Source organism: Rhodococcus sp. NPDC056516 (assembly GCF_042794655.1).
GTDB lineage: Bacteria > Actinomycetota > Actinomycetes > Mycobacteriales > Mycobacteriaceae > Rhodococcus_F.
On record NZ_JBHTTG010000010.1, the window covers coordinates 167154 to 185098 of the forward strand.

Annotated in this window: 20 protein-coding genes and 2 pseudogenes; 13 read left to right on the top strand and 9 right to left on the bottom strand. The window is 60.5% G+C overall.

Annotated elements, in window-relative coordinates; translation table 11 throughout:
• Window positions 1-15 precede the first annotated feature (15 nt).
• The 4 genes from ACFQ6Y_RS28165 (at window position 16) to ACFQ6Y_RS28180 (ending at window position 3478) form a co-directional block, all read left to right on the top strand.
• Entirely contained in the window at window positions 16-1110 is a 1095-nt protein-coding gene (locus ACFQ6Y_RS28165; RefSeq protein WP_378639882.1) for a CaiB/BaiF CoA transferase family protein, read from the top strand.
• Window positions 1107-1976, top strand: coding sequence for an acyl-CoA thioesterase (locus tag ACFQ6Y_RS28170; RefSeq protein WP_378639885.1), 870 nt, complete (start codon window positions 1107-1109; stop codon window positions 1974-1976). The genes ACFQ6Y_RS28165 and ACFQ6Y_RS28170 overlap by 4 nt, the downstream gene beginning before the upstream one ends.
• Window positions 1977-2267: 291 nt before the next feature.
• Window positions 2268-2705: an ATP-binding protein gene (locus tag ACFQ6Y_RS28175; protein ID WP_378639887.1), complete on the top strand. Its 438-nt coding sequence runs from the start codon at window positions 2268-2270 to the stop codon at window positions 2703-2705.
• Window positions 2702-3478, top strand: coding sequence for a SigB/SigF/SigG family RNA polymerase sigma factor (locus ACFQ6Y_RS28180; protein ID WP_378639890.1), 777 nt, complete (start codon window positions 2702-2704; stop codon window positions 3476-3478). Before ACFQ6Y_RS28175 ends, ACFQ6Y_RS28180 begins: the two co-directional genes overlap by 4 nt.
• A gap of 264 nt (window positions 3479-3742) precedes the next feature.
• On the opposite strand, the gene ACFQ6Y_RS28185 is transcribed toward ACFQ6Y_RS28180, so the two are convergent.
• The 3 genes from ACFQ6Y_RS28185 to ACFQ6Y_RS28195 form a co-directional block, all read right to left on the bottom strand.
• Window positions 3743-4510, bottom strand: a complete 768-nt coding sequence (locus ACFQ6Y_RS28185) for a SigB/SigF/SigG family RNA polymerase sigma factor (protein WP_378639892.1) — start codon at window positions 4508-4510, stop codon at window positions 3743-3745.
• The gene (locus tag ACFQ6Y_RS28190; protein ID WP_378639894.1) at window positions 4507-4932 is read right to left on the bottom strand and encodes an anti-sigma factor; all 426 of its coding nucleotides are present in this window, start codon (window positions 4930-4932) and stop codon (window positions 4507-4509) included. The genes ACFQ6Y_RS28185 and ACFQ6Y_RS28190 overlap by 4 nt, the downstream gene beginning before the upstream one ends.
• 268 nt (window positions 4933-5200) lie before the next feature.
• Window positions 5201-5941: a GAF and ANTAR domain-containing protein gene (locus tag ACFQ6Y_RS28195; protein ID WP_378639896.1), complete on the bottom strand. Its 741-nt coding sequence runs from the start codon at window positions 5939-5941 to the stop codon at window positions 5201-5203.
• A 203-nt stretch (window positions 5942-6144) separates the two neighbouring features.
• On the opposite strand from ACFQ6Y_RS28195, the gene ACFQ6Y_RS28200 reads away from it, so the two are divergent.
• Window positions 6145-6570 (top strand): hypothetical protein, encoded by a 426-nt coding sequence (locus tag ACFQ6Y_RS28200; RefSeq protein WP_378639898.1) that lies wholly within the window; start codon window positions 6145-6147, stop codon window positions 6568-6570.
• Between the two features lie 119 nt (window positions 6571-6689).
• Window positions 6690-6962 (top strand): hypothetical protein, encoded by a 273-nt coding sequence (locus ACFQ6Y_RS28205; protein ID WP_378639901.1) that lies wholly within the window; start codon window positions 6690-6692, stop codon window positions 6960-6962.
• Between the two features lie 31 nt (window positions 6963-6993).
• On the opposite strand, the pseudogene ACFQ6Y_RS28210 reads toward ACFQ6Y_RS28205, so the two are convergent.
• A pseudogene (locus tag ACFQ6Y_RS28210) lies at window positions 6994-7197 on the bottom strand (hypothetical protein); the annotation flags it as partial.
• 165 nt (window positions 7198-7362) lie between these two features.
• Here ACFQ6Y_RS28210 and ACFQ6Y_RS28215 point away from each other — a divergent pair.
• On the top strand, window positions 7363-7779 hold the full coding sequence (locus ACFQ6Y_RS28215; RefSeq protein WP_378639904.1) for an FAD-dependent oxidoreductase: 417 nt from the start codon (window positions 7363-7365) through the stop codon (window positions 7777-7779).
• A 172-nt stretch (window positions 7780-7951) separates the two neighbouring features.
• On the opposite strand, the gene ACFQ6Y_RS28220 is transcribed toward ACFQ6Y_RS28215, so the two are convergent.
• A complete protein-coding gene (locus tag ACFQ6Y_RS28220) occupies window positions 7952-8179 on the bottom strand; it encodes a DUF6480 family protein (protein WP_378639907.1) in 228 nt (75 codons plus the stop codon).
• 196 nt (window positions 8180-8375) lie between these two features.
• Between ACFQ6Y_RS28220 and ACFQ6Y_RS28225 the strand changes: the two genes are divergently transcribed.
• The 6 genes and pseudogenes from ACFQ6Y_RS28225 (at window position 8376) to ACFQ6Y_RS28250 (ending at window position 14914) form a co-directional block, all read left to right on the top strand.
• Window positions 8376-9428: an NAD-dependent epimerase/dehydratase family protein gene (locus ACFQ6Y_RS28225; protein ID WP_378639909.1), complete on the top strand. Its 1053-nt coding sequence runs from the start codon at window positions 8376-8378 to the stop codon at window positions 9426-9428.
• A gap of 155 nt (window positions 9429-9583) precedes the next feature.
• A complete protein-coding gene (locus ACFQ6Y_RS28230; protein WP_378639912.1) occupies window positions 9584-10048 on the top strand; it encodes a DUF4383 domain-containing protein in 465 nt (154 codons plus the stop codon).
• Between the two features lie 63 nt (window positions 10049-10111).
• Window positions 10112-11593 (top strand): FAD-dependent oxidoreductase, encoded by a 1482-nt coding sequence (locus ACFQ6Y_RS28235; RefSeq protein ID WP_378639915.1) that lies wholly within the window; start codon window positions 10112-10114, stop codon window positions 11591-11593.
• A gap of 143 nt (window positions 11594-11736) precedes the next feature.
• Window positions 11737-12381: pseudogene (locus ACFQ6Y_RS28240) on the top strand (HemK2/MTQ2 family protein methyltransferase); the annotation flags it as partial.
• Between the two features lie 472 nt (window positions 12382-12853).
• Window positions 12854-13378, top strand: coding sequence for a CinA family protein (locus tag ACFQ6Y_RS28245; protein ID WP_378639917.1), 525 nt, complete (start codon window positions 12854-12856; stop codon window positions 13376-13378).
• 48 nt (window positions 13379-13426) lie between these two features.
• Window positions 13427-14914 carry a UDP-N-acetylmuramoyl-L-alanyl-D-glutamate--2,6-diaminopimelate ligase gene (locus ACFQ6Y_RS28250; protein WP_378639919.1) on the top strand — a complete coding sequence of 496 codons (1488 nt, stop codon included), beginning with the start codon at window positions 13427-13429 and terminating at the stop codon, window positions 14912-14914.
• Window positions 14915-15044: 130 nt separating this feature from the next.
• Here the strand turns inward: ACFQ6Y_RS28250 and ACFQ6Y_RS28255 are convergent, their stop codons facing one another.
• From ACFQ6Y_RS28255 to ACFQ6Y_RS28270, 4 genes are read right to left on the bottom strand one after another with little or no spacing between them, the layout of a single operon-like run.
• Window positions 15045-15419, bottom strand: coding sequence for a hypothetical protein (locus ACFQ6Y_RS28255; RefSeq protein ID WP_378639922.1), 375 nt, complete (start codon window positions 15417-15419; stop codon window positions 15045-15047).
• Window positions 15420-15424: 5 nt separating this feature from the next.
• A complete protein-coding gene (locus ACFQ6Y_RS28260; RefSeq protein ID WP_378639925.1) occupies window positions 15425-15829 on the bottom strand; it encodes a DUF6114 domain-containing protein in 405 nt (134 codons plus the stop codon).
• Entirely contained in the window at window positions 15823-16401 is a 579-nt protein-coding gene (locus tag ACFQ6Y_RS28265; protein ID WP_378639928.1) for a DUF6230 family protein, read from the bottom strand. Before ACFQ6Y_RS28265 ends, ACFQ6Y_RS28260 begins: the two co-directional genes overlap by 7 nt.
• Before the next feature lie 52 nt (window positions 16402-16453).
• Window positions 16454-17821 (bottom strand): APC family permease, encoded by a 1368-nt coding sequence (locus ACFQ6Y_RS28270; protein ID WP_378639931.1) that lies wholly within the window; start codon window positions 17819-17821, stop codon window positions 16454-16456.
• Window positions 17822-17945 lie beyond the last annotated feature (124 nt).

Below are 17945 nucleotides of genomic sequence, written 5' to 3' on the forward strand. Positions count from 1 at the left end.
AACAGAGGGACAATCATGGCCACCACCACAGGCCGCGGACCGCTTGACGGGCTTCGCGTCGTAGAGCTTGCCGGAATTGGTCCAGGTCCCCACGCAGCGACGTTGCTCGCTGATCTCGGCGCCGACGTCGTCCGTGTTCAACGTGCCGGCCTGATCCCCGCCCCCGGTCAGCCACGGGATCAGACCCAGCGTGGGCGTCGTATCTGCGAGGTGGACCTCAAGGACCCTGCCGGAGTCGACCTCGCTCTCGGATTGATCGAGCGTGCGGACGTGCTCATCGAGGGCTTTCGTCCCGGGGTCACCGAGCGGCTCGGCCTCGGTCCGGACGTTGCGCTGGAACGGAATCCGGCCTTGGGGTACGGGCGGATGACAGGATGGGGTCAGGAGGGGCCGCTTTCTCAGGCTGCCGGACACGATATCAACTACATCTCGCTGACCGGCGTTCTGCACGCGATAGGTCGTGCCGGTGAGCGCCCGGTTCCGCCGCTGAACATGGTGGGGGACTTCGGCGGTGGCTCGATGTTCCTGTTGTTCGGAATACTTGCCGCGCTCTTCGAACGGCAGAAGTCCGGGCAGGGTCAGGTGGTCGATGCCGCCATGATCGACGGGACGCTGGCGCTGTCACACATGATGTGGAGTTTCCGGGGTCTCGGGCGCTGGTCGGACGAACGCGGTGTGAACATGCTCGACACGGGAGCCCCGTATTACGACACTTATGAGACGTCCGACGGCAGATACATGGCCGTCGGTGCCGTCGAACCACAGTTCTATGCACTACTTCTGGCCGGCTTGGGACTTGAACCCGCGACGTTGCCGAGTCAGAACAACAAGAGTGCTTGGCCGCAAACGAAGAAGGTGTTCGCAGACGTGTTCGCGTCGAAGACGCGCGACGAGTGGGCTGCGATCTTCGACGGCACCGATGCATGCACGACGCCAGTTCTGACGTTCGCGGAAGCGTCGTCCAATACTCATGTTGCCCAGCGTGGTTCGCTCGTGGAGCTGGACGGGGTCATCCAACATCGTCCGGCGCCGCGATTTTCGCGTTCCGATCCGGGTTTGCCGTCTGCGCCGGCGGACGCAGCCGTCGACGCAGGGACCTTGTGGACATGACTCTCACCGAATCGAGAGAACTCGAGTCCTTCGACCTGCACACGTTGCTGAGTCTGGATGACCTCGGCTCCGACAGATTCCGGGGATATTGCCATGCCGGATCCCCCGGGCGCATTTTCGGCGGGCATCTGGCGGCGCAGGGCCTGACCGCTGCCGGTCGGACTGTGCCTGCGGCGGCGGTGGTTCATTCACTTCACGGGTACTTTCTCAGCTCGGGCGATCCACAGCAGCCCATCGCCTACGAAGTCAGCCGTCTGCGTGACGGACGGACGTACTGGTCCCGTCAGGTCACAGCCCTGCAACTGGGTACACCGATCTTCACGCTGTCCGCGTCGTTCAAAATCTCCGAGGAAAGTGCTGACCGACAGGAGAAGATGCCCGTCGTACCCGCGCCGGAGGACCTTCCCGATCCGTACGAACATTGGGCGAGTACCCGCGCCGACGAGTTTCGCGACAACAAGACGCACCGTGCGATGGATATGAGATTCGTGGCCGACGAGGGTGAGCTCGAGCGGGGATTGGTGGCACAGTCGGTGTGGTTCAAACCGAATCACGCATTTCCGGATGAACCGCTGTTCCATGCCGGTGTCCTCACCTACGCCTCGGATTTGTCGTTGGCGTCAACAGCCTCACTTGACATCCAACCTCACCGGTCGTTGATGGTCGGACCTTCGCGAGTGCTGATGGCGTCACTGGATCACGCGATCTGGTTTCATCGACCCTTCCGTGCCGACGACTGGATGCTCTTCACCCAGCAGAGTAACTCCGCCACTGACGGTCGGGGATTTTCGACAGGACATTTCTGGACACGCGACGGTGTTCTGGCGGCGAGCGTGGCACAGGAATCGCTTCTTCGTGCGCCGTAATGCAGAGAGAGACATTTTCTGTCCGTCCAGAGCCGAAATCACTAGCGCTTCAATCGGATTCCGTTTGCTCAGGTTTGTTACTAGGGCTAGTGCACGTTGAATCGGAACACGAGGCAACGGTTCAGGAAAAAGTGGGTGCAGTATCGAACTGCGTTGGTTTCGACTTCCGTGGAAGTTTCTACTGCGTGAACTCCGTTGGCTGTCGTGGAGAATGATGGGACGATCGACTTCACGCGTGCGATCAGCCCTCCAAGGGGTGACTTGCATCCGACCATGTACAGGAGAGTTCACGTGGTATCCCCCGAACAGGCGATCGACCCGCCCGCACCCTCCTCGCCGCCTTCCCCGACGCTCAGCGTCGCCGCATCGCCTCATCAGCTCGGGGTGCTCCGAGCGCTCGCACGAACGGCCGCCGCACAGTACCCGCTCTCCGTCGACGCGCTCACAGACCTCCTTCTTGCTGTCGACGAAGCAGCCACCACGCTCGTCGGGCATGCTCGCCCTTCGACCGATTTGACGTGCACCTTCGGCGTCGACATCGACGGCAACCTGAACGTAAGGTTGTCCGTGGGGACGTCGGCGCCGATCAACCTCAGCACCACCTCATTCGGTTGGATAGTTCTGCAAACATTGGTCGACGACGTCATCTTCGAGCAGTTTCCCACCAACGTCGAAGAGGGCTGGGCCGTGACAATCATCTTGAACAAAGCGCTCCAGACAGGTTCATGACCCCGTCGGCGGCAGGCCGCGACGATTACTCGCACGTCGTCGACCTGTTCGCGGATATCAAGGCTCTGCCGGACGGCGCTCCTGAGCGGAAGCAACTACGCGCGCAGATCATCGAAGAATGCCTCCCGGTCGCAAAGAACATCGCGCATCGCTACAGCGGCCGCGGCCAGTCCCATGAGGATCTTGTCCAGGTTGCCAGCGTCGGGCTGGTCAACGCTGTCAATCGCTTCGATCTGGAGAAGGGGCGTGATTTTCTGTCCTTTGCGGTCCCGACGATGATGGGTGAGGTCCGTAAGCACTTCCGTGACCGAGGATGGGATGTTCGTGTTCCCCGGTCACTGCAGGAGAATTATCTCGCGCTGAAGAAGGCAAGGTCTTCACTCACCCAGACGCTCGGACGTGAGCCCTCCATTCCGGAGTTGGCTGCCTACCTCGAGGTCGAACCGGGGGACATCGCGGAAATCGTTGCAGCCGGTGACTCGTACCAGTCGACGTCCTTGGATGCCGCGACGTCTACCGACGGCCTGCCGCTCGGGGACACACTCGGCGATTACGACGCTGCACTCGATGAGGTCGACAACCACGAGACCCTACGGCCGGCGCTCCTCGCGTTGCCCGAGCGGGAACGAGCGATCATCCTCTATCGATTCTTCGGAGGTCTGACGCAGTCGGAGATCGCGGAGAAGGTAGGCCTTTCACAGATGCACGTGTCGCGTCTGCTCACCCAGTCCTTGAAAGCTCTACGAGCTGAACTCGGAGGGTTCACGCTCTGACGACAAACCCATTTGTTGCATGCAATCATGTTTCCGTCTCGCGGTAGTCATATCCTCGCTGCCGTATCTAGTAGTCAGAAAGGTGTGCAAATCCCAGGGGTTTCGGCGCACTTTTCGCCGCGAATTGCGATGCACACTTCCGCGGTGCCCAAATTGGCTGCCAAGCAACCAATTCGAGAAGTGAGAGGCCGGTACCGCCGAACCAGGACACCGAGGTGCCGGGTTGGAACTACGTTGACGGGACACTTGGATGGGCTTGAATGGCTAGTCTCCCTTCAGGTCGGCCCGAAGGGCAACCAGGGACTGGGTGAGCAGACGTGACACGTGCATCTGAGACAGACCGACTTTTTCGGCGATCTCCGACTGTGTCAGCTCACCGAAGAACCGGTACAGCAGAATGGTTCGTTCACGCTCGGGAAGCGCGAGGAGCGCCGGCCGTAGGGTTTCGTGATTGTCGACGCTGTCGAGTGCTGCATCGAAGTCTCCGAGGGTTTCTCCGAGCGGTCGACCGTCCACGGAGACGGATGCATCAAGAGATGCCGAATGATACGAGTCACCCGCAGCGATGATTTCTGCGACGTCACCGGGCTCGACCTCGAGGTGTGCGGCCAGTTCGGGGACCGTGGGTTCTCGTCCTAAGCTTTGCGTCAGAAAGGTTCTGGCCTTCTGCAGAGCGAGATAGTTTTCCTGCAGCGAGCGGGGTACGCGGACGTCCCATCCACGGTCGCGGAAGTGCTTACGCACTTCGCCCATCATGGTCGGGATTGCAAAGGAGAGGAAGTCTCGTCCCTTGCCGAGGTCGAAACGGTTGACGGCGTTGACCAGCCCGACGCTGGCAACCTGGAAAAGGTCTTCGTGTGTTTGTCCGCGGCCACGGTACCGTGTTGCGATGTTTGCGGCTATGGGCAGGCATGATTCGATGATCCTCGCCCGCAAGCGTTCACGTTCAGCGCCGTCCGGCAGAGCCTTGATATCCGCGAACAGGTCGACGAGATGTGCGTAGTCGGTTCTGTCCGTCGCGGAGGGTGTCACGAACCTGCCTGCAGCGCTTTGCTCAGGGTGATAGTCACAGACCAGTTCCCGTCAACTGTAGGAATTTGCGCCAGTTTGACGTCGTCTACCAATACCTCGAGCACGATTCGACCGAATGACGTGTTGCTGGAAGTGATTTCGTGTGAGGTCTCCGCAGTGACGGATACAAGTAGTCGCTGCTCGCTGTTGACAGCGAACGTGCACGTGAGGGCGCTGGTGGGAACAGCGCGGTCGACAAGAGTGTTGGCAGCTTCGTCCGCTGCGAGAACAAGATCTGTCAGCGCGTCCATCGAAAGCGGATATTGCGCTGCGGCCGCCCGCACGAGGGCGCGAAGCACGCCCAGATGTTCAGGTGTTGCTGCGACGGTCAGGGCTGCCGAAGGCGGGGCAGGTCGCTTGTTCGCCCGCTCGAAAGACGTCACGTCGGGGATACTCCTCATGTAGTCGGGCTCGGCGAACGGGTAGAAGCGTTCGCCAGTCGGATCAAAACCTGATCACCAATTCAGCTACCCGTGAGACTGAACTCCAAACAGGGCTACTGCGAACCCACAGCGGGGCTACTCGTAATGCCAACCACCGCAGCAGAATAAGTGCCCTATCAGCTGGACTGCATGTTTCGATGCCACCCGATAGAGGCGAAACCATGCACGAGGGGCCCGACGACGGTCAGGCCGTTACTCGCAGTGGGTGCTAACCGTTGTCCGCGACCAGATTTTCGCGCTTGGCTACACGTGTTGCCAATTCGATCACGGGAATGTTCATCTCCTGCGAGAGCGTTCGAAGCATGTGGAATGCCGCAATCGCGTCGACGTCGAATCGCTCCATGATGACGCCCTTTGCCTGACCGATGAGATCGCGAGATGCGAGGGCACTGCGAAACTGCTGTCCCCGGCGCGCACTGGAGAGGGCGATTGCGGCATGCGTTGCCAGATTGACCGCCAATTCTTCGGTATCGGCGTCGAAACCGCCCGAGGTGTCCGAGTAAATGTTCAGTGCACCCAATTCTTGACCGTCGGTGTAGAGCTGAATCGACATCGCTGACCGGACCGGGGTCTCCTCGCGCACCGCGTTCATAAGATGCGGCCATCGCAGCTCTTCGACTACATCGCTGATCCGGACTGTCTGATGGGACCAAATGGCATCGAAACACGGTCCCTGCGAGTATTCGTGTTGTAAAGCATCAAATCTCTGCGGCACCGGCCCCGTGGCTGAAGTCGATTCGAGGTCGGGGCGGTGGCCGGGGCCGGCGCGGCGGACCAAGGTGATACCGGCGTGATCAACGCCGTCGAGTAGCTTGACTGCGGCTTCGGTGACCTCGTCGAGGACCTGTTGGGGCGCCATCACACCACCGGTGAGGGTTCCGTGCACCGTACGTGCCAGGTGCGAAATTCGCTCGTAGATGTCCGGGATCAACTCTTCCGATGCGTCCACTGAAGACTCCTTTCAACCTCTCTCGGCCACTCAAATCTGTCATATAAATAGAAAAATTCTGCAAATCCACGAGGTCCTCGACGAACAGGCGAATCGCGGGCCCGATCCCGCGTGCAAGGTGGCAATCATGGTCGACGTTTGGAGAATCTCGAGCTGGGTAGCATGCCTGCCGACGGCCGGACAGCGCGCAGGAGTGACTTCACGTGACAACTTTCGATCGAGCGATCGGTGCACCTCCCAATCGCGTGACCTCTCTGACTCTCGCAGCCGTACCGCGGCAACTGCACGTACTTCGAGAGCTGACCAGGTTGGAGGCAAAGCAGCTGAGTCTCTCGCACGACGTGCGCGCCGACCTTGTCCTCGCGGTCGACGAAGCAGCGGGCACGCTTGTCGGACTCGCCCTTTCCCCGCGTACATTGACCTGCACCTTCGACATCACCGCTGGTGAACTTTTCACGGCTGTCATTTCCGCGACTGCTCAGGAAACTCTCGGTTACGCCACCGAGTCCTTCGAATGGTTTGTCCTGCAGACCCTGGTCGACGGAGTCACAGTCGATCAGAGCGCACACGTCGGCAGTGAAAATTGGTCGGTGCAGATAGTCCTGGACAAGGTTCTCAGGACTGTGTGATGACTCGTACGGTCGCCCACATCTGGCCGCCATTTGTTGTCACCGGCTATTCGAGGCCGTACTGTCTGCGGCTCCCCGACCTGAAACTTCTTGTGCAACAACCGACAAAAGGAACATCGATGGTAGAACCGAAAAACGACAAGATCCACCGATCACCCGAGCGCGACGAGGCGAGTGAGCAGGAGGATGACGCGGGCCACCCCCAGAGCGACGCGGGCCAGTCGGAAAACATCGTCCCTGGGATCGAAGATCGACGAACGGAACTCGCCGATCTGGTGGACAACCTCGAGGAACGCATAGTCGAGGAACGCCGTGGAAAGGGAGTGCCGGGCAATGTGGACGACCGGATCGAGGCCGACCCTGTCGACACCGGAGACAGGGCGCCAGAATGATCAGATGTGGCAGTGATCAGATGATGACCTCCACATCCGGTTCCTCCCCTGCCAGAAGCTGATCCATCGTTTCGCCCTCACGCTGCTCACGCGCTGTGGTCCCGAATTTGTCGGCTGCGGTCCACCCGTCCGGTGGATCGACGACATCGTCACCGTCGTGGTTGCGTACCTTCTCCTCGGAATCCGCACTCTCACTTGGGTTCAACGTGTCGCCGGGACCGTCTTCGATACTCATGGGTTTTCCTCCTGTCAGCTTCGCGCTTGACTTGGCCTTGGGTTTCGGCGACCTCCCCGAACTGACCGAGAACCGAAACATCGTTGAAAACCGAACCACCAGCGCAGGTCGCGGCCGTAACCGCAAGGCAGGTTTACGGACCAGCCCACGGGTACCCGTTACTTCATGCGACTCGACCTTAACCACGCCTCGGCAGACGGAATGCTGCCGAGACAATGGTTTTCCGAGCGAGCAATCGACCTCATCCACGGAGATTCCGTCATCTCGCTCGATATTCGGTCGCAGTGTGCCGAAACTGCAGCGGGTAGGCGGGTTTTGTACTCTCACCTCGTTCTGGCGTGCGGCGCAGAGCCGAAACGCCTGTCCGCGCCGGGTGGGAACGATGTTGCGTACTTGCGATCCCTGCCCGATGCAGAGTCTCTTCGCCGCGCTGCGATCGAAACAGAGTCGGCGATAGTGATCAGCGCTGGGTTCATCGGATGCGAAGCGGCAGAATCACTTTCGTTGCGCGGAATTGTCACCACCTTGTTGGCATCGGACGAGGTTCCGCAAGAGAATCGGCTCGGATTCGCAGCGGGCTAACGTATCGCCGGGTTGTCGACCGGGGCCGGTGTGCGTCTCGTCGGCGTCCTGACCTCGGAGGCCGACTGTGAATTCAGCGAGGCGCAAGCGCGAATCCGTGCGGGGGCAGCGATTCCGTTGTGAAATCGCCACTCACGTGGTGTCACGTGAGAGTGGCTCACACCAGAATGGCTCACACCAGAATGGCAATGGCAGCGACCACGAAGACAACGACGATCACGCCGACGGCAATCATCGCCGCAATCCCGGTGAAAGGGAACCGCCTGACGGTCGAGGGTTCGGGTTCCGACAATCCCGAAGTCTGCGGCGCCTCCGGCGGGGTACTTCCCGGAGCGACCCCTCCTCCCGGTTCGAGGTCAGGGGTATTGTCTGGATTCGGTTCGGGTGGTGGTGAAGTCACGGCTTGGCTCTCTTTCGATGGATTTGCGACTGTTCGGTACGGGTGCGTCCCGCGCTGTCCGCTGAACGCGTGGAGAAGCTACCCAATCCGAGATTTGTTACTCATTACGGTGTAGCGCGGCAGCGCGACCAGGTTTGGACACGCGCATGAACTCGATCGACGATTCACACGGGCAGGCTTTGGGTACCGCCCGAGCATGAGCGGTTTGCGAATTGTGGTCACTGGTGCCACGGGAAACGTCGGAAGCAGTGTTGTCGAGGCGCTGAGCGCTGAGGACGCCGTCGGTTCGATTCTGGGATTGTCTCGGCGAGAGACGGATTGGACCGTGCCCAAGGCCGATTTTGTTGTCGCGGATATCAGCAAGGACAACCTCCACCGGCGCTTCGAGGGTGCAGACGTAGTCATTCACCTGGCATGGCTGTTCCAGCCGACGCGTCGCCCGGAAGTCACTTGGGAGAACAACGTGTTGGGTTCGTTGCGCGTATTCCGGGCTGTCGCCGACACCGGCGTACCGGCGATTATCCATGCCTCGTCCGTGGGTGCATACTCGCCGGGCAGCGGTCAGCCGGCTGTATCCGAGCAATGGCCCACGAACGGTTGGCCAGGAGCCGCCTACCCTCGCGAAAAGGCCTATTTGGAACGGTGTCTCGATGCGTTCGAGGAGCGGAATGACACCCGCGTCGTCCGCATGCGCCCGGGATTCATATTCCAGAAGAGATCTGCGTCGTCGCAACGACGACTGTTCGCCGGCCCATTCCTTCCCGGATCGATTGTCGGTAAGCGATGGATTCCGGTGGTGCCGCGGATACCAGGGTTAACGGTTCAGGTCCTTCATTCGTCGGATGCGGCGAAGGCCTACGTTACTACGGCGATCGGCGAGCAACAGGGTGCTTTCAATCTGGCGGCAGATCCCCCGGTCACCATGGAGACGATTGCCGAAGTGCTCGGCGCCCGTTTGGTGAATGTGCCTCAGCAGCTGATCCGTTCGGGTGTGTGGGCCGCTTGGCATGCGCACGCCGTCCCGGCGACCCCAGGTCTGTTCGATACCGTGATGAGAGTGCCCACGATGGACTGCTCGCGCGCCCGTGTCGAACTGGGATGGCTACCCGCGCACACTCCCAGCGATGTACTTCAAGAGTTCTTCGAGGGCCTCCGTGCAGGCGCCGGCGGTCCCACAGTTCCCTTGGCACCTGATCGGCCGGCACGGCGATTACACGAGATCGCAACGGGACTCGGTGTTCGACCCTGATCAAAGCATGCGGTTCGATCTGCACTTCTGGCTGACCGCGGTTGATGCAGGACTGTTTGGTACGCCGCTGCAGTGGGAAGCGTCCCATCAGGGCAACAAATCGTGCCCCGCTCGTACTCGGTAGCTACGGGCGTGCGTCTTCGGGAGGTCCCGTCATGTCACAGCGCAATGCAACTCGAACTTATTCAGCGGTACAGATTGCATCCGCCGCCGTCGGAGCGGTATTTCTGCTCGTCGGCATTCTCGGCTTCATACCCGGTGTGACCACCGACTATGACATGTTGGCCGGAGCCGGACATCATTCCGGTGCAAAGCTCTTCGGGATTTTCGAGGTGTCGGTGTTGCACAACGTAGTTCATCTACTCTTCGGTGTTGCCGGTCTTGCAATGGCCAGGATGGCGCGGACCGCGCAGTTGTACCTCGTCGGTGGCGGCATCGTGTACCTGGCATTGTGGGTATACGGATTGGTGATCGACAATGACAGCAGTGCCAATTTCGTCCCGGTCAACGACGCAGACAACTGGCTCCATCTTGTGCTCGGCCTGGGGATGGTTGCGCTCGGAATACTCACGCCGCGGATTGTGCGACGCGACAACACTGGTTCGCACCCGCTCAGGTGACCGCCCCCCGAGTGAGCCGAGGTCAGACGTTTCCACGCGGGTGGCTCTGGGCAACCGCAGTTCATGACTTCTCTCTGGTTGGACGGCACACGCCGCGACTTCTCGTCCGAGTTCGTGGCCTCCAGTGAATTCGACGTGGTCGTGGTCGGAGCGGGGTTGACCGGGGTTGTCACGGCTCTGTTGTTCGCACGTACCGGGCGCAAGGTTGCCTTGCTCGAAGCGAGAACGACGGGCGCGGTTACCACGGGCAACACGACCGGCAAGATCAGCCTGCTTCAAGGCACGAGGCTCGCGAGTATCGCGAAGAAGCACTCTCCATCGGCAGTGCGGGCCTACGTCGAGGCGAACCGTGCGGGTCAACAATGGCTTCTGGGCTTTTGTACCGACAATTCTGTTGCGGTGCAACGCGAAACTGCATTCACCTACGCAAACAGCGTCGACGGAACAAGCACCCTACGAGATGAATTCGATGCCGCGCGCGCGGCCGGACTCGACGTCCAGTGGACCGATACTGTGGAACTGCCTTTTCCTGTGGCAGGTGCAATCCGGTTGGAAGACCAAGCGCAATTCGACTCGGTGCGCGCATTGGACGCGCTCACCGAGGAGTTCGTACATCGCGGGGGAAAGGTCCACGAACACACGAGGGTTCGCACTGTGCGGGGCAATCGGCACCGCAGATCCATACATACCGATCGTGGAGACATCAGTGCCGAGACCGTTGTCATTGCTACCGGCACGCCGATACTCGACCGCGGTGGCTTCTTTGCTCGTCTCGAACCACAGCGATCGTATGCCGCCGCTTTTACCGTGCCTGGCGACATTCCACACGGCATGTATCTCTCCGTCGACGAACCGAGTCGATCCATACGTTACCTCCCTGTCGACGATCGAGAACTTCTTCTCGTCGGAGGAAACGGGCATCCAGTCGGCCGTGCTGCGTCGCCGGCACAAAACCTTGAAGAGTTGATCACCTGGACCGGAAAGCATTTTCCCGGAGCAGAATTGACGCACTCGTGGTCAGCGCAGGACTACCGCCCGGTGAACGAGCTGCCGTATGTCGGGCAACTGGTTCCGGGTGACAGTTCCATCTTGATCGCAACGGGATACGCGAAGTGGGGACTCACTAATGCGGTAGCGGCAGCACTCGCCCTGACGGCCGAAGTGTCAGGCAGCCGAAAGGACTGGTCCGTCATCTACACCCCGTGGGATTGGAATCAGATTTCCGGATTACCCAAGGCCGCTGTTGTCAACGGCGAAGTGGCAGTCGAAATGGCAAGCGGATGGGTACGGCCGTTGATCAACCGCTTCGGAAGCTCGGATGAACCACAGGAGGGCGAGGGCCGAGTGGTGTGGGACGGGATTGCACCTTCCGCACACTGCACGGTTGACGGCGTGGCGCACCGCGTCTCCGCAGTGTGCCCCCACCTCGGTGGGATATTGCGCTGGAACGACGCCGAACGCAGTTGGGATTGTCCACTACACGGATCTCGCTTCGCGTCGGACGGGGTACTGCTGGAGGGACCGGCCACCTCTGACCTGACGTGATTGCAGTCCTGCAGACACGCTTCTGCTCGGGCCACGCCTGTGCCGTTCGGTTCCGTCACGATGAGCCCTCCTGCATGTTTTCGCCGGCTTGCGGGTAAGCGAACCTGTCCGGGGATCAAACCCCTCGAACCCAGGAGTCGTCGATGATCGTTTCTTTGCCAGGTGTCTACAAAGCGCAGGACGATACGTCGTTGTTGATCGAGGCACTGTCCAGTCAAACGGTCACAGCGGCCACGCGCGTGCTCGACTTGTGCTCCGGTACGGGCGCACTCTCGATTGCCGCAGCCAAAGCAGGAGCAGGCCGCGTCCTCGCGATCGACATCTCGCGCCGCGCGATTTTGAACGTGAGACTCAACGGGGTTCTCAACAAGGCAAGCGTCGAGGCACGTCGCGGAGACCTCACTGAAGCAGTGCACGGTGAAGTTTTCGACTTGGTGGTCTCCAACCCGCCGTATGTCCCGTCCGAGATCGATGATCTGCCGACTGCTGGTGTCGAACGTGCCTGGAATGCGGGAGTGAGTGGCCGAGCTTTGCGGGATCGGATCATCGCATCGGCTCCCGACATGGTTGCCCCCGGGGGATCGCTGCTTCTGTTGCAGTCCGCGTTGTGTGACGTCGGCAAGACGGAGGTGATGCTCGAGGAATGGGGCATGACCGTGGAAGTTGTCGCGCGTAGGTCGATTCCGTTCGGGCCCGTTCTGCGGTCGCGCCGCGCGATGCTCGAACGCCGCGGGCTGGTCGATCAGGGACAGGAAACCGAAGAATTGGTGGTCCTGCGCGCGTGCAAGCCGCTCGCACCTCGGAGAAGCGAGCGAAACGTCGGGACGATGTCGCAGAGGCGGCCGGGACAAGGAAAGTTGGCTGCCGTGGACGGTGAATCTAAAGGTCGTCTGCACACGGACATAGAACTCGTTGCCCCATCGGGGGTCTATTTCGACACCGTGGAGAAGCTGCGTGAATTGCTGCTCGCAATGGGATTCGGAATCAGGAATACGGTTCCCGCTCGAGCTGATGTCGGAATCGGACAGGTTTTCACTCTGGCACCGGAAGGACGCGTCCTCGTCCTGCTCGATCCATGCAACAGCGGGATCGAGGTGAGTCTGCAGATCGAGTACGTGGGATGCGAAGTTGCGGACTACTTGCGAAAACACCTACCGGAGAACATTTCACATGTAGTAAGGATCAGTGCCGGGCCCCTGACCCGATCGTTCCTGAACCAAGACGATCCGAGTGCTCGACACACGTTGGAAAGGACTGGAAATGAGTGACGACCCCCGGCCTGAACTGCCGGTCGACACCAACCTCGACGAGATGTGCAGGCAGCTGGCATCCGTTGCAGCCGAACGTGGTTTGACAGTGTCAACGGCAGAGTCCCTGACGGCGGGAAACATCGCTGCCCAGCTCGGGAAGGCCCCTGACGCTGGTTCGTGGTTCAGTGGCGGGATCGTCGCCTACAACCGGGAGGTCAAGCAGTCCGTGCTTCATGTTCCCGACGGCCCCGTTGTGAGCGAAGAAGCCGCACGCGTCATGGCGCACAGCATCGCAACCCTGATGGGCACTACGCTGGCTCTCGCCGTCACAGGGGAGGCCGGGCCCCAGACTCAGGAGGACGTGGCCCCGGGGACGGTGTGGTTCGGAGTTGTCGATCATGGACGGGCGGAGACCGAGAAGCGCGTTTTCTCAGGCGATCCGGAGGATGTCCTTGCCCACACGATCGAACACGCGATTCGACTTCTCGTGCAGCACGCCTCAGCAGACGCCACATCCGGTCGAGTTACATCGTGATCTTCAGGACTCCGTTTTCGAAAGCTCTTCGTTCCTGGCGGGCCATGAATGACGTCGAACAGTATTGACGCGCAGCCAAACTGGTCTTTAGCTGCCATATCCGAATTTCTCGGTGTGGACTACGAACCCTTCAGAGCCAACACCCCGGTGGTGACCGGTATCTGCCAGGATTCACGGCAGGTACGGCCGGGCGACGTCTATGCGGCGCTGCCGGGCGTCGAGCATCATGGCGGTGAGTTCGTAGCCGAAGCAGCTGCTCGGGGCGCCGTGGCCGTGGTCAGCGATCGCCCCACCGAGATTCTGCCTACGCTGGTGGTCGAGAACCCCCGAAAAGCATTGGGTCCGTTGGCGGCCTGGATGCACGGACAGCCGTCCTCGTTGCTTGACATGTATGGAGTGACCGGCACGAATAGGAAGACCAGCACTGCGTTCATGGTCGAGGCCGGATTGCGTGCGGCGGGCAAGCGGGCGGGGCTCGTCAGCGGGGTGTGTGTTCGCGGACCGAAAGGGTCGGAGCGTGCGCGGCGCACCACGCCTGAAGCAAGCGAATTGCAGACAACACTGGCAGCATTCGTCCGCGATCGGGTCGACGGAGTTGCAATGGAAGTCTCCAGTCACGGCCTGGCGCAACACCGAATCGACGGCACTTACTTCCGAGTCGCCGCCTTCACCAACCTTTCGCGCGATCACCTCGACTTCCATCACACGATGGCGGAGTATTTCGAGACGAAGGCAACGCTTTTCACGGACGAGTGGTGCGCCGCGGCCGTAATCGGTATCGACGATGCCTATGGAAGAACTTTGGCAGCACGTGTCACGGTTCCTCACTTGACCGTTTCTTCGTGTGGTAGCGCCGCAGACGTCTTCGCGACCGCCATTGACACAGGACGGACGGGCACTGCCTTCACCGTGCACCACGAGGAGTGGAGTAGGCGAATCCGATTACGTCTGCTCGGCAGTCACCAAGTCGACAATGCCTTGACGGCCATTGCTTCACTGAGACTGGGTGGGGTGGACATGGCGACGGCTCTCGACGGTATCGAGGAACTCGACGCCGTTCCCGGACGGCTGGAACGTGTGGACCTCGGACAGAACTACCTAGCATTTGTCGACTACGTCCACAATCCATCGGCTCAAAGCCGACTGTTTCCCTATTTGCGCTCGCTGACAGCAGGAAGGTTGATTGTCGTCGTCGGTGCCACCGGAGGTCGGGACTCAGGAAAGCGTAAGCCGTTGGGGCACATAGCCGGGACATTTGCAGATGTAGTCATCGTGACCGACGAAGGTCCGTTTCACGATGATGCTGCGGGTTTGAGAAACGATGTTGCTTCGGGGTCTCGTGACGCGAAACATGCTGAAACAGTGATCATTCCGGACCGCAGTGAGGCTATCGGAGTTGCCGTCTCGCGGGCACGATCAGGCGATGTCGTCCTCGTCGCCGGTAGAGGACATGATCACTCGATGAATTACGGCGGAGTGGAGATACCCTTCGACGATCGTGACGCGCTCGAACGTGCGGTGATCGAGCGCGCGTAGCTCCTTGAGGTGGACTGGGCATGCCTTCACCATCATGGACTCGCCTACCTTCAAAGCTGAAGGAGTCCTGATCGTCTGGAACGAGAACTGCGACCCGCGGACCTGGCGACGCTACTGCTCGAGTGCCACCTCAGAAGAAGATCAGGGAAGCCGACGCCAGGTAGGCGAGTGCAAGTCCCGAGAGGATCCAAGCCATGTAAGGACGAATATAGAGGCGCCGCAGGCGATGCCAGCGTGGGGAGGCTCGCAGGATTGCTCCCACCGATCCGAGCAGCAACATGAGACTTGGGGCGAAGACGAGAAGACGGCGATCCCTCGGCGAGCACACCAAGGCGTCGGTGTCGAAACATTCGCCACGCCGAGAACCCAACCATACGATCGCAAGTATCAGTAGCGCTGCTGCCAGCACGACGGACAAGCCGTAGGTTTTGGTCCGCCTGTCGATCTTTCGCGCACGGCGCTGTATCTCCTCGGTGGCACCGGGTTGGTCGCTCAACTCTCTCATCTCCGTCAAACCTTGTCTGATCGGCCGTCGGGGCTTGTTGCGACAGTCGAATCTACTGGTATCCAGGCCAATACGAAAGCCGAACCCAAGACTCCGGTCAAGGTCCCCATGATCAGACCGCCGAAGTTCGCTGCCGGGAGGGCCACCAGCGAGAGAATCATCGCACAGACCCCAGCAGGTAGTCGGGTGTCGACGCGTAGTAGCGCGGAAGCTGCGCACAGGGCCATGAGTGCGGCCAACAGCAGTGTGGAAACCCCGGCGATGGTACTGATGGAAATCAGAACGTCACCCAGGCGCACGGTCACGACGGCGGGTAGCAACAGAAAGCCGGCCGAAACTCCCAGCAGAATTGATCCGGCGAAAGGCCGCTGCCTTCGCCATGCGGCGAAGGCAGCTCGCTTCGTCAACATCCGACAGCGCCCTTCTCGACACTCATGGCCAGCTTGTCGATGACGACTTGTGTTGCGGTCAAGGAAATGATCTCGACGCGAGCCTGTGCCAAACTCGAGTCGCCGGCGGTTATGGCTGATGCGTCAGGCGGATCGAGTTCGGATATCTCGCCGAGTGCAGAGACTTCAGCACCCAATCGCGCATCGTGTGCGGTGATGGCGCCGCCGAGAGACGCTGCGTCCAAAGTGATGCCGGAAGCGGTCGTTCCGTCGCCGGGGGCACGAATGCTCATGGTGACGTCACCCAGGAACGGAACTCCGTGAGCGACAGTCGACAAGCACAGGTCGGTCAGGCGCACCTGTTGGATATGAGCGGCGATGCTCGCAGATGCGTCTCCGGCAGTCTCCGCCGCTCGGGGATAAACCTGAATGCCTTGGGCTTCGACCGCGGAAACGCTTCCCGTGAATCTCTGCCCAGACACCACGATATTCATGGGCAGTTTTCCCTGCGCGATGCCGGCACCCAGAATCACGACGGCCAACAGACCTAGACCGACTATGACCACAAAGCGCCCCTTGTGAACCGAACTCACTGGTCTGCGCCTTTCATTGCTGTGTTCTGCGTTTCGGTAGTTCACACTGAAGTCACGCACTGAGGCTCGTGGTGTCCTTCTTCGTGGTTCGGCGAGAGAGTGCGTAAAGCACTATCCCGACCGCGAGAAGTGCTGCCGCGCGTAGCCATGTCGCCGCGCTTTGCTGAGTGAGCAATGCGACGCAGGTGAGAAGAGCCAGAATCGGAAAGATAGTCGGTGCTCGAAAATGACTGTGTTTCACAGAGTCACGACGCAGGACGAGTACGGCGATATTCGTGCTGATGAAGACGACGAGCAGGAGCAGTACCACCGTCTCGGCCAAGGCCGCCAGCGAACCGGTCAGGCACAGTGCCATGGCGACAGCAGTGGTAGCCACGATTGCCAACCATGGAGTCCGGCGCCCGGGAAGTACCTTCGCGAACGGGCGCGGGAGCAGGCCTTCGGATGCCATCCCGTAAGTGAGTCGGCTGGCCATGATCATGGTCAACAATGCACCGTTGGCGACGGCGACGAGTGCGATCAGGCTGAACAGGCGAGGGGGGAAGCCGACGTCGGCAGCTGACACCACGGCAAGCAGCGGGCCCGAGGACGCCGCAAGTTCATCGGCCGGGAGAACAACCGAAACAGCCAGTCCCACAAGCACGTATGCGGCACCCGCTGTTACCAATGCTCCGAACAATGCGCGCGGGTAGACCTTGCTCACGTCCTTCACCTCTTCGGCGACGTTCGCTGATGTCTCGAATCCGACGAACGAGTAGTACGCGAGAAGTGCAGCAGCCAGCACCGCGAGTGCGGGTGACCGGGTTTCATCGAATTCGACGACGCGACTCAAAGTTCCGTCACCGTGCCCGAGCACGACACACGCGAGGACGACGACCAGAACCAGGCCGGTGACCTCGACGGCTGTCATGACGACGTTGGCGCGCATCGATTCCTTTATTCCTCGCGCATTGAGAAGTCCCACGAGGAGAAGGAAGACGAGTGCCGCCGGAACGGTAGGTACATCGATGAAGGCTTTGAGGTAGTCGCCGGAGAATGCGAGTGCAAGTCCGGCTGCGCTCGTGACACCTGCTGCCAGCATCGAGAAGCCGACGAGGAACGAGACGAGTGGTTTCCGAAAGGCTCGTTGAGCGAACACCGCAGCACCACCTGCGCGCGGATACTTCGTCACGAGTTCGGCGTAGGACGTTGCGGTCAACAGCGCCATCGCCAGGGCTACAAGGAGTGGCACCCAGACGGCTCCCCCGACCTCGCCGGCGATGACGCCCACCAACGCGTAGATTCCTGCGCCGAGAACGTCGCCGAGTATGAAAATGAAGAGGAGTGGGCCGGTTATGGCCCGGGCGAGAACATTTCGCCGGCCGCTCTGGTCGGCCTGTTCGGTACCGTCCACGTGCACCGACTGTTGGTCGCGTCGCATCTGCAAGGGTCATCCTGTCTTCACGGTGGCGTGCTGCCACCCAGGTGTTGTCACTTACCCAGGCGCCCTGGTCTCAAACGCGAAATGAACCTTGACACACGTTCCGCTCACCACGCGTCTCTTT

What these genes read in the sequence shown, in the direction of transcription:
- ACFQ6Y_RS28165 (WP_378639882.1), top strand. Translation starts at nt 16, where the DNA reads ATGGCCACCACCACAGGCCGCGGACCGCTTGACGGGCTTCGCGTCGTA.
- ACFQ6Y_RS28170 (WP_378639885.1), top strand. Translation starts at nt 1,107, where the DNA reads ATGACTCTCACCGAATCGAGAGAACTCGAGTCCTTCGACCTGCACACG.
- ACFQ6Y_RS28180 (WP_378639890.1), top strand. Translation starts at nt 2,702, where the DNA reads ATGACCCCGTCGGCGGCAGGCCGCGACGATTACTCGCACGTCGTCGAC.
- ACFQ6Y_RS28205 (WP_378639901.1), top strand. Translation starts at nt 6,690, where the DNA reads ATGGTAGAACCGAAAAACGACAAGATCCACCGATCACCCGAGCGCGAC.
- ACFQ6Y_RS28215 (WP_378639904.1), top strand. Translation starts at nt 7,363, where the DNA reads ATGCGACTCGACCTTAACCACGCCTCGGCAGACGGAATGCTGCCGAGA.
- ACFQ6Y_RS28225 (WP_378639909.1), top strand. Translation starts at nt 8,376, where the DNA reads ATGAGCGGTTTGCGAATTGTGGTCACTGGTGCCACGGGAAACGTCGGA.
- ACFQ6Y_RS28230 (WP_378639912.1), top strand. Translation starts at nt 9,584, where the DNA reads ATGTCACAGCGCAATGCAACTCGAACTTATTCAGCGGTACAGATTGCA.
- ACFQ6Y_RS28235 (WP_378639915.1), top strand. Translation starts at nt 10,112, where the DNA reads ATGACTTCTCTCTGGTTGGACGGCACACGCCGCGACTTCTCGTCCGAG.
- ACFQ6Y_RS28245 (WP_378639917.1), top strand. Translation starts at nt 12,854, where the DNA reads ATGAGTGACGACCCCCGGCCTGAACTGCCGGTCGACACCAACCTCGAC.
- ACFQ6Y_RS28250 (WP_378639919.1), top strand. Translation starts at nt 13,427, where the DNA reads ATGACGTCGAACAGTATTGACGCGCAGCCAAACTGGTCTTTAGCTGCC.
- ACFQ6Y_RS28255 (WP_378639922.1), bottom strand. Translation starts at nt 15,419, where the DNA reads ATGAGAGAGTTGAGCGACCAACCCGGTGCCACCGAGGAGATACAGCGC.
- ACFQ6Y_RS28260 (WP_378639925.1), bottom strand. Translation starts at nt 15,829, where the DNA reads ATGTTGACGAAGCGAGCTGCCTTCGCCGCATGGCGAAGGCAGCGGCCT.
- ACFQ6Y_RS28270 (WP_378639931.1), bottom strand. Translation starts at nt 17,821, where the DNA reads ATGCGACGCGACCAACAGTCGGTGCACGTGGACGGTACCGAACAGGCC.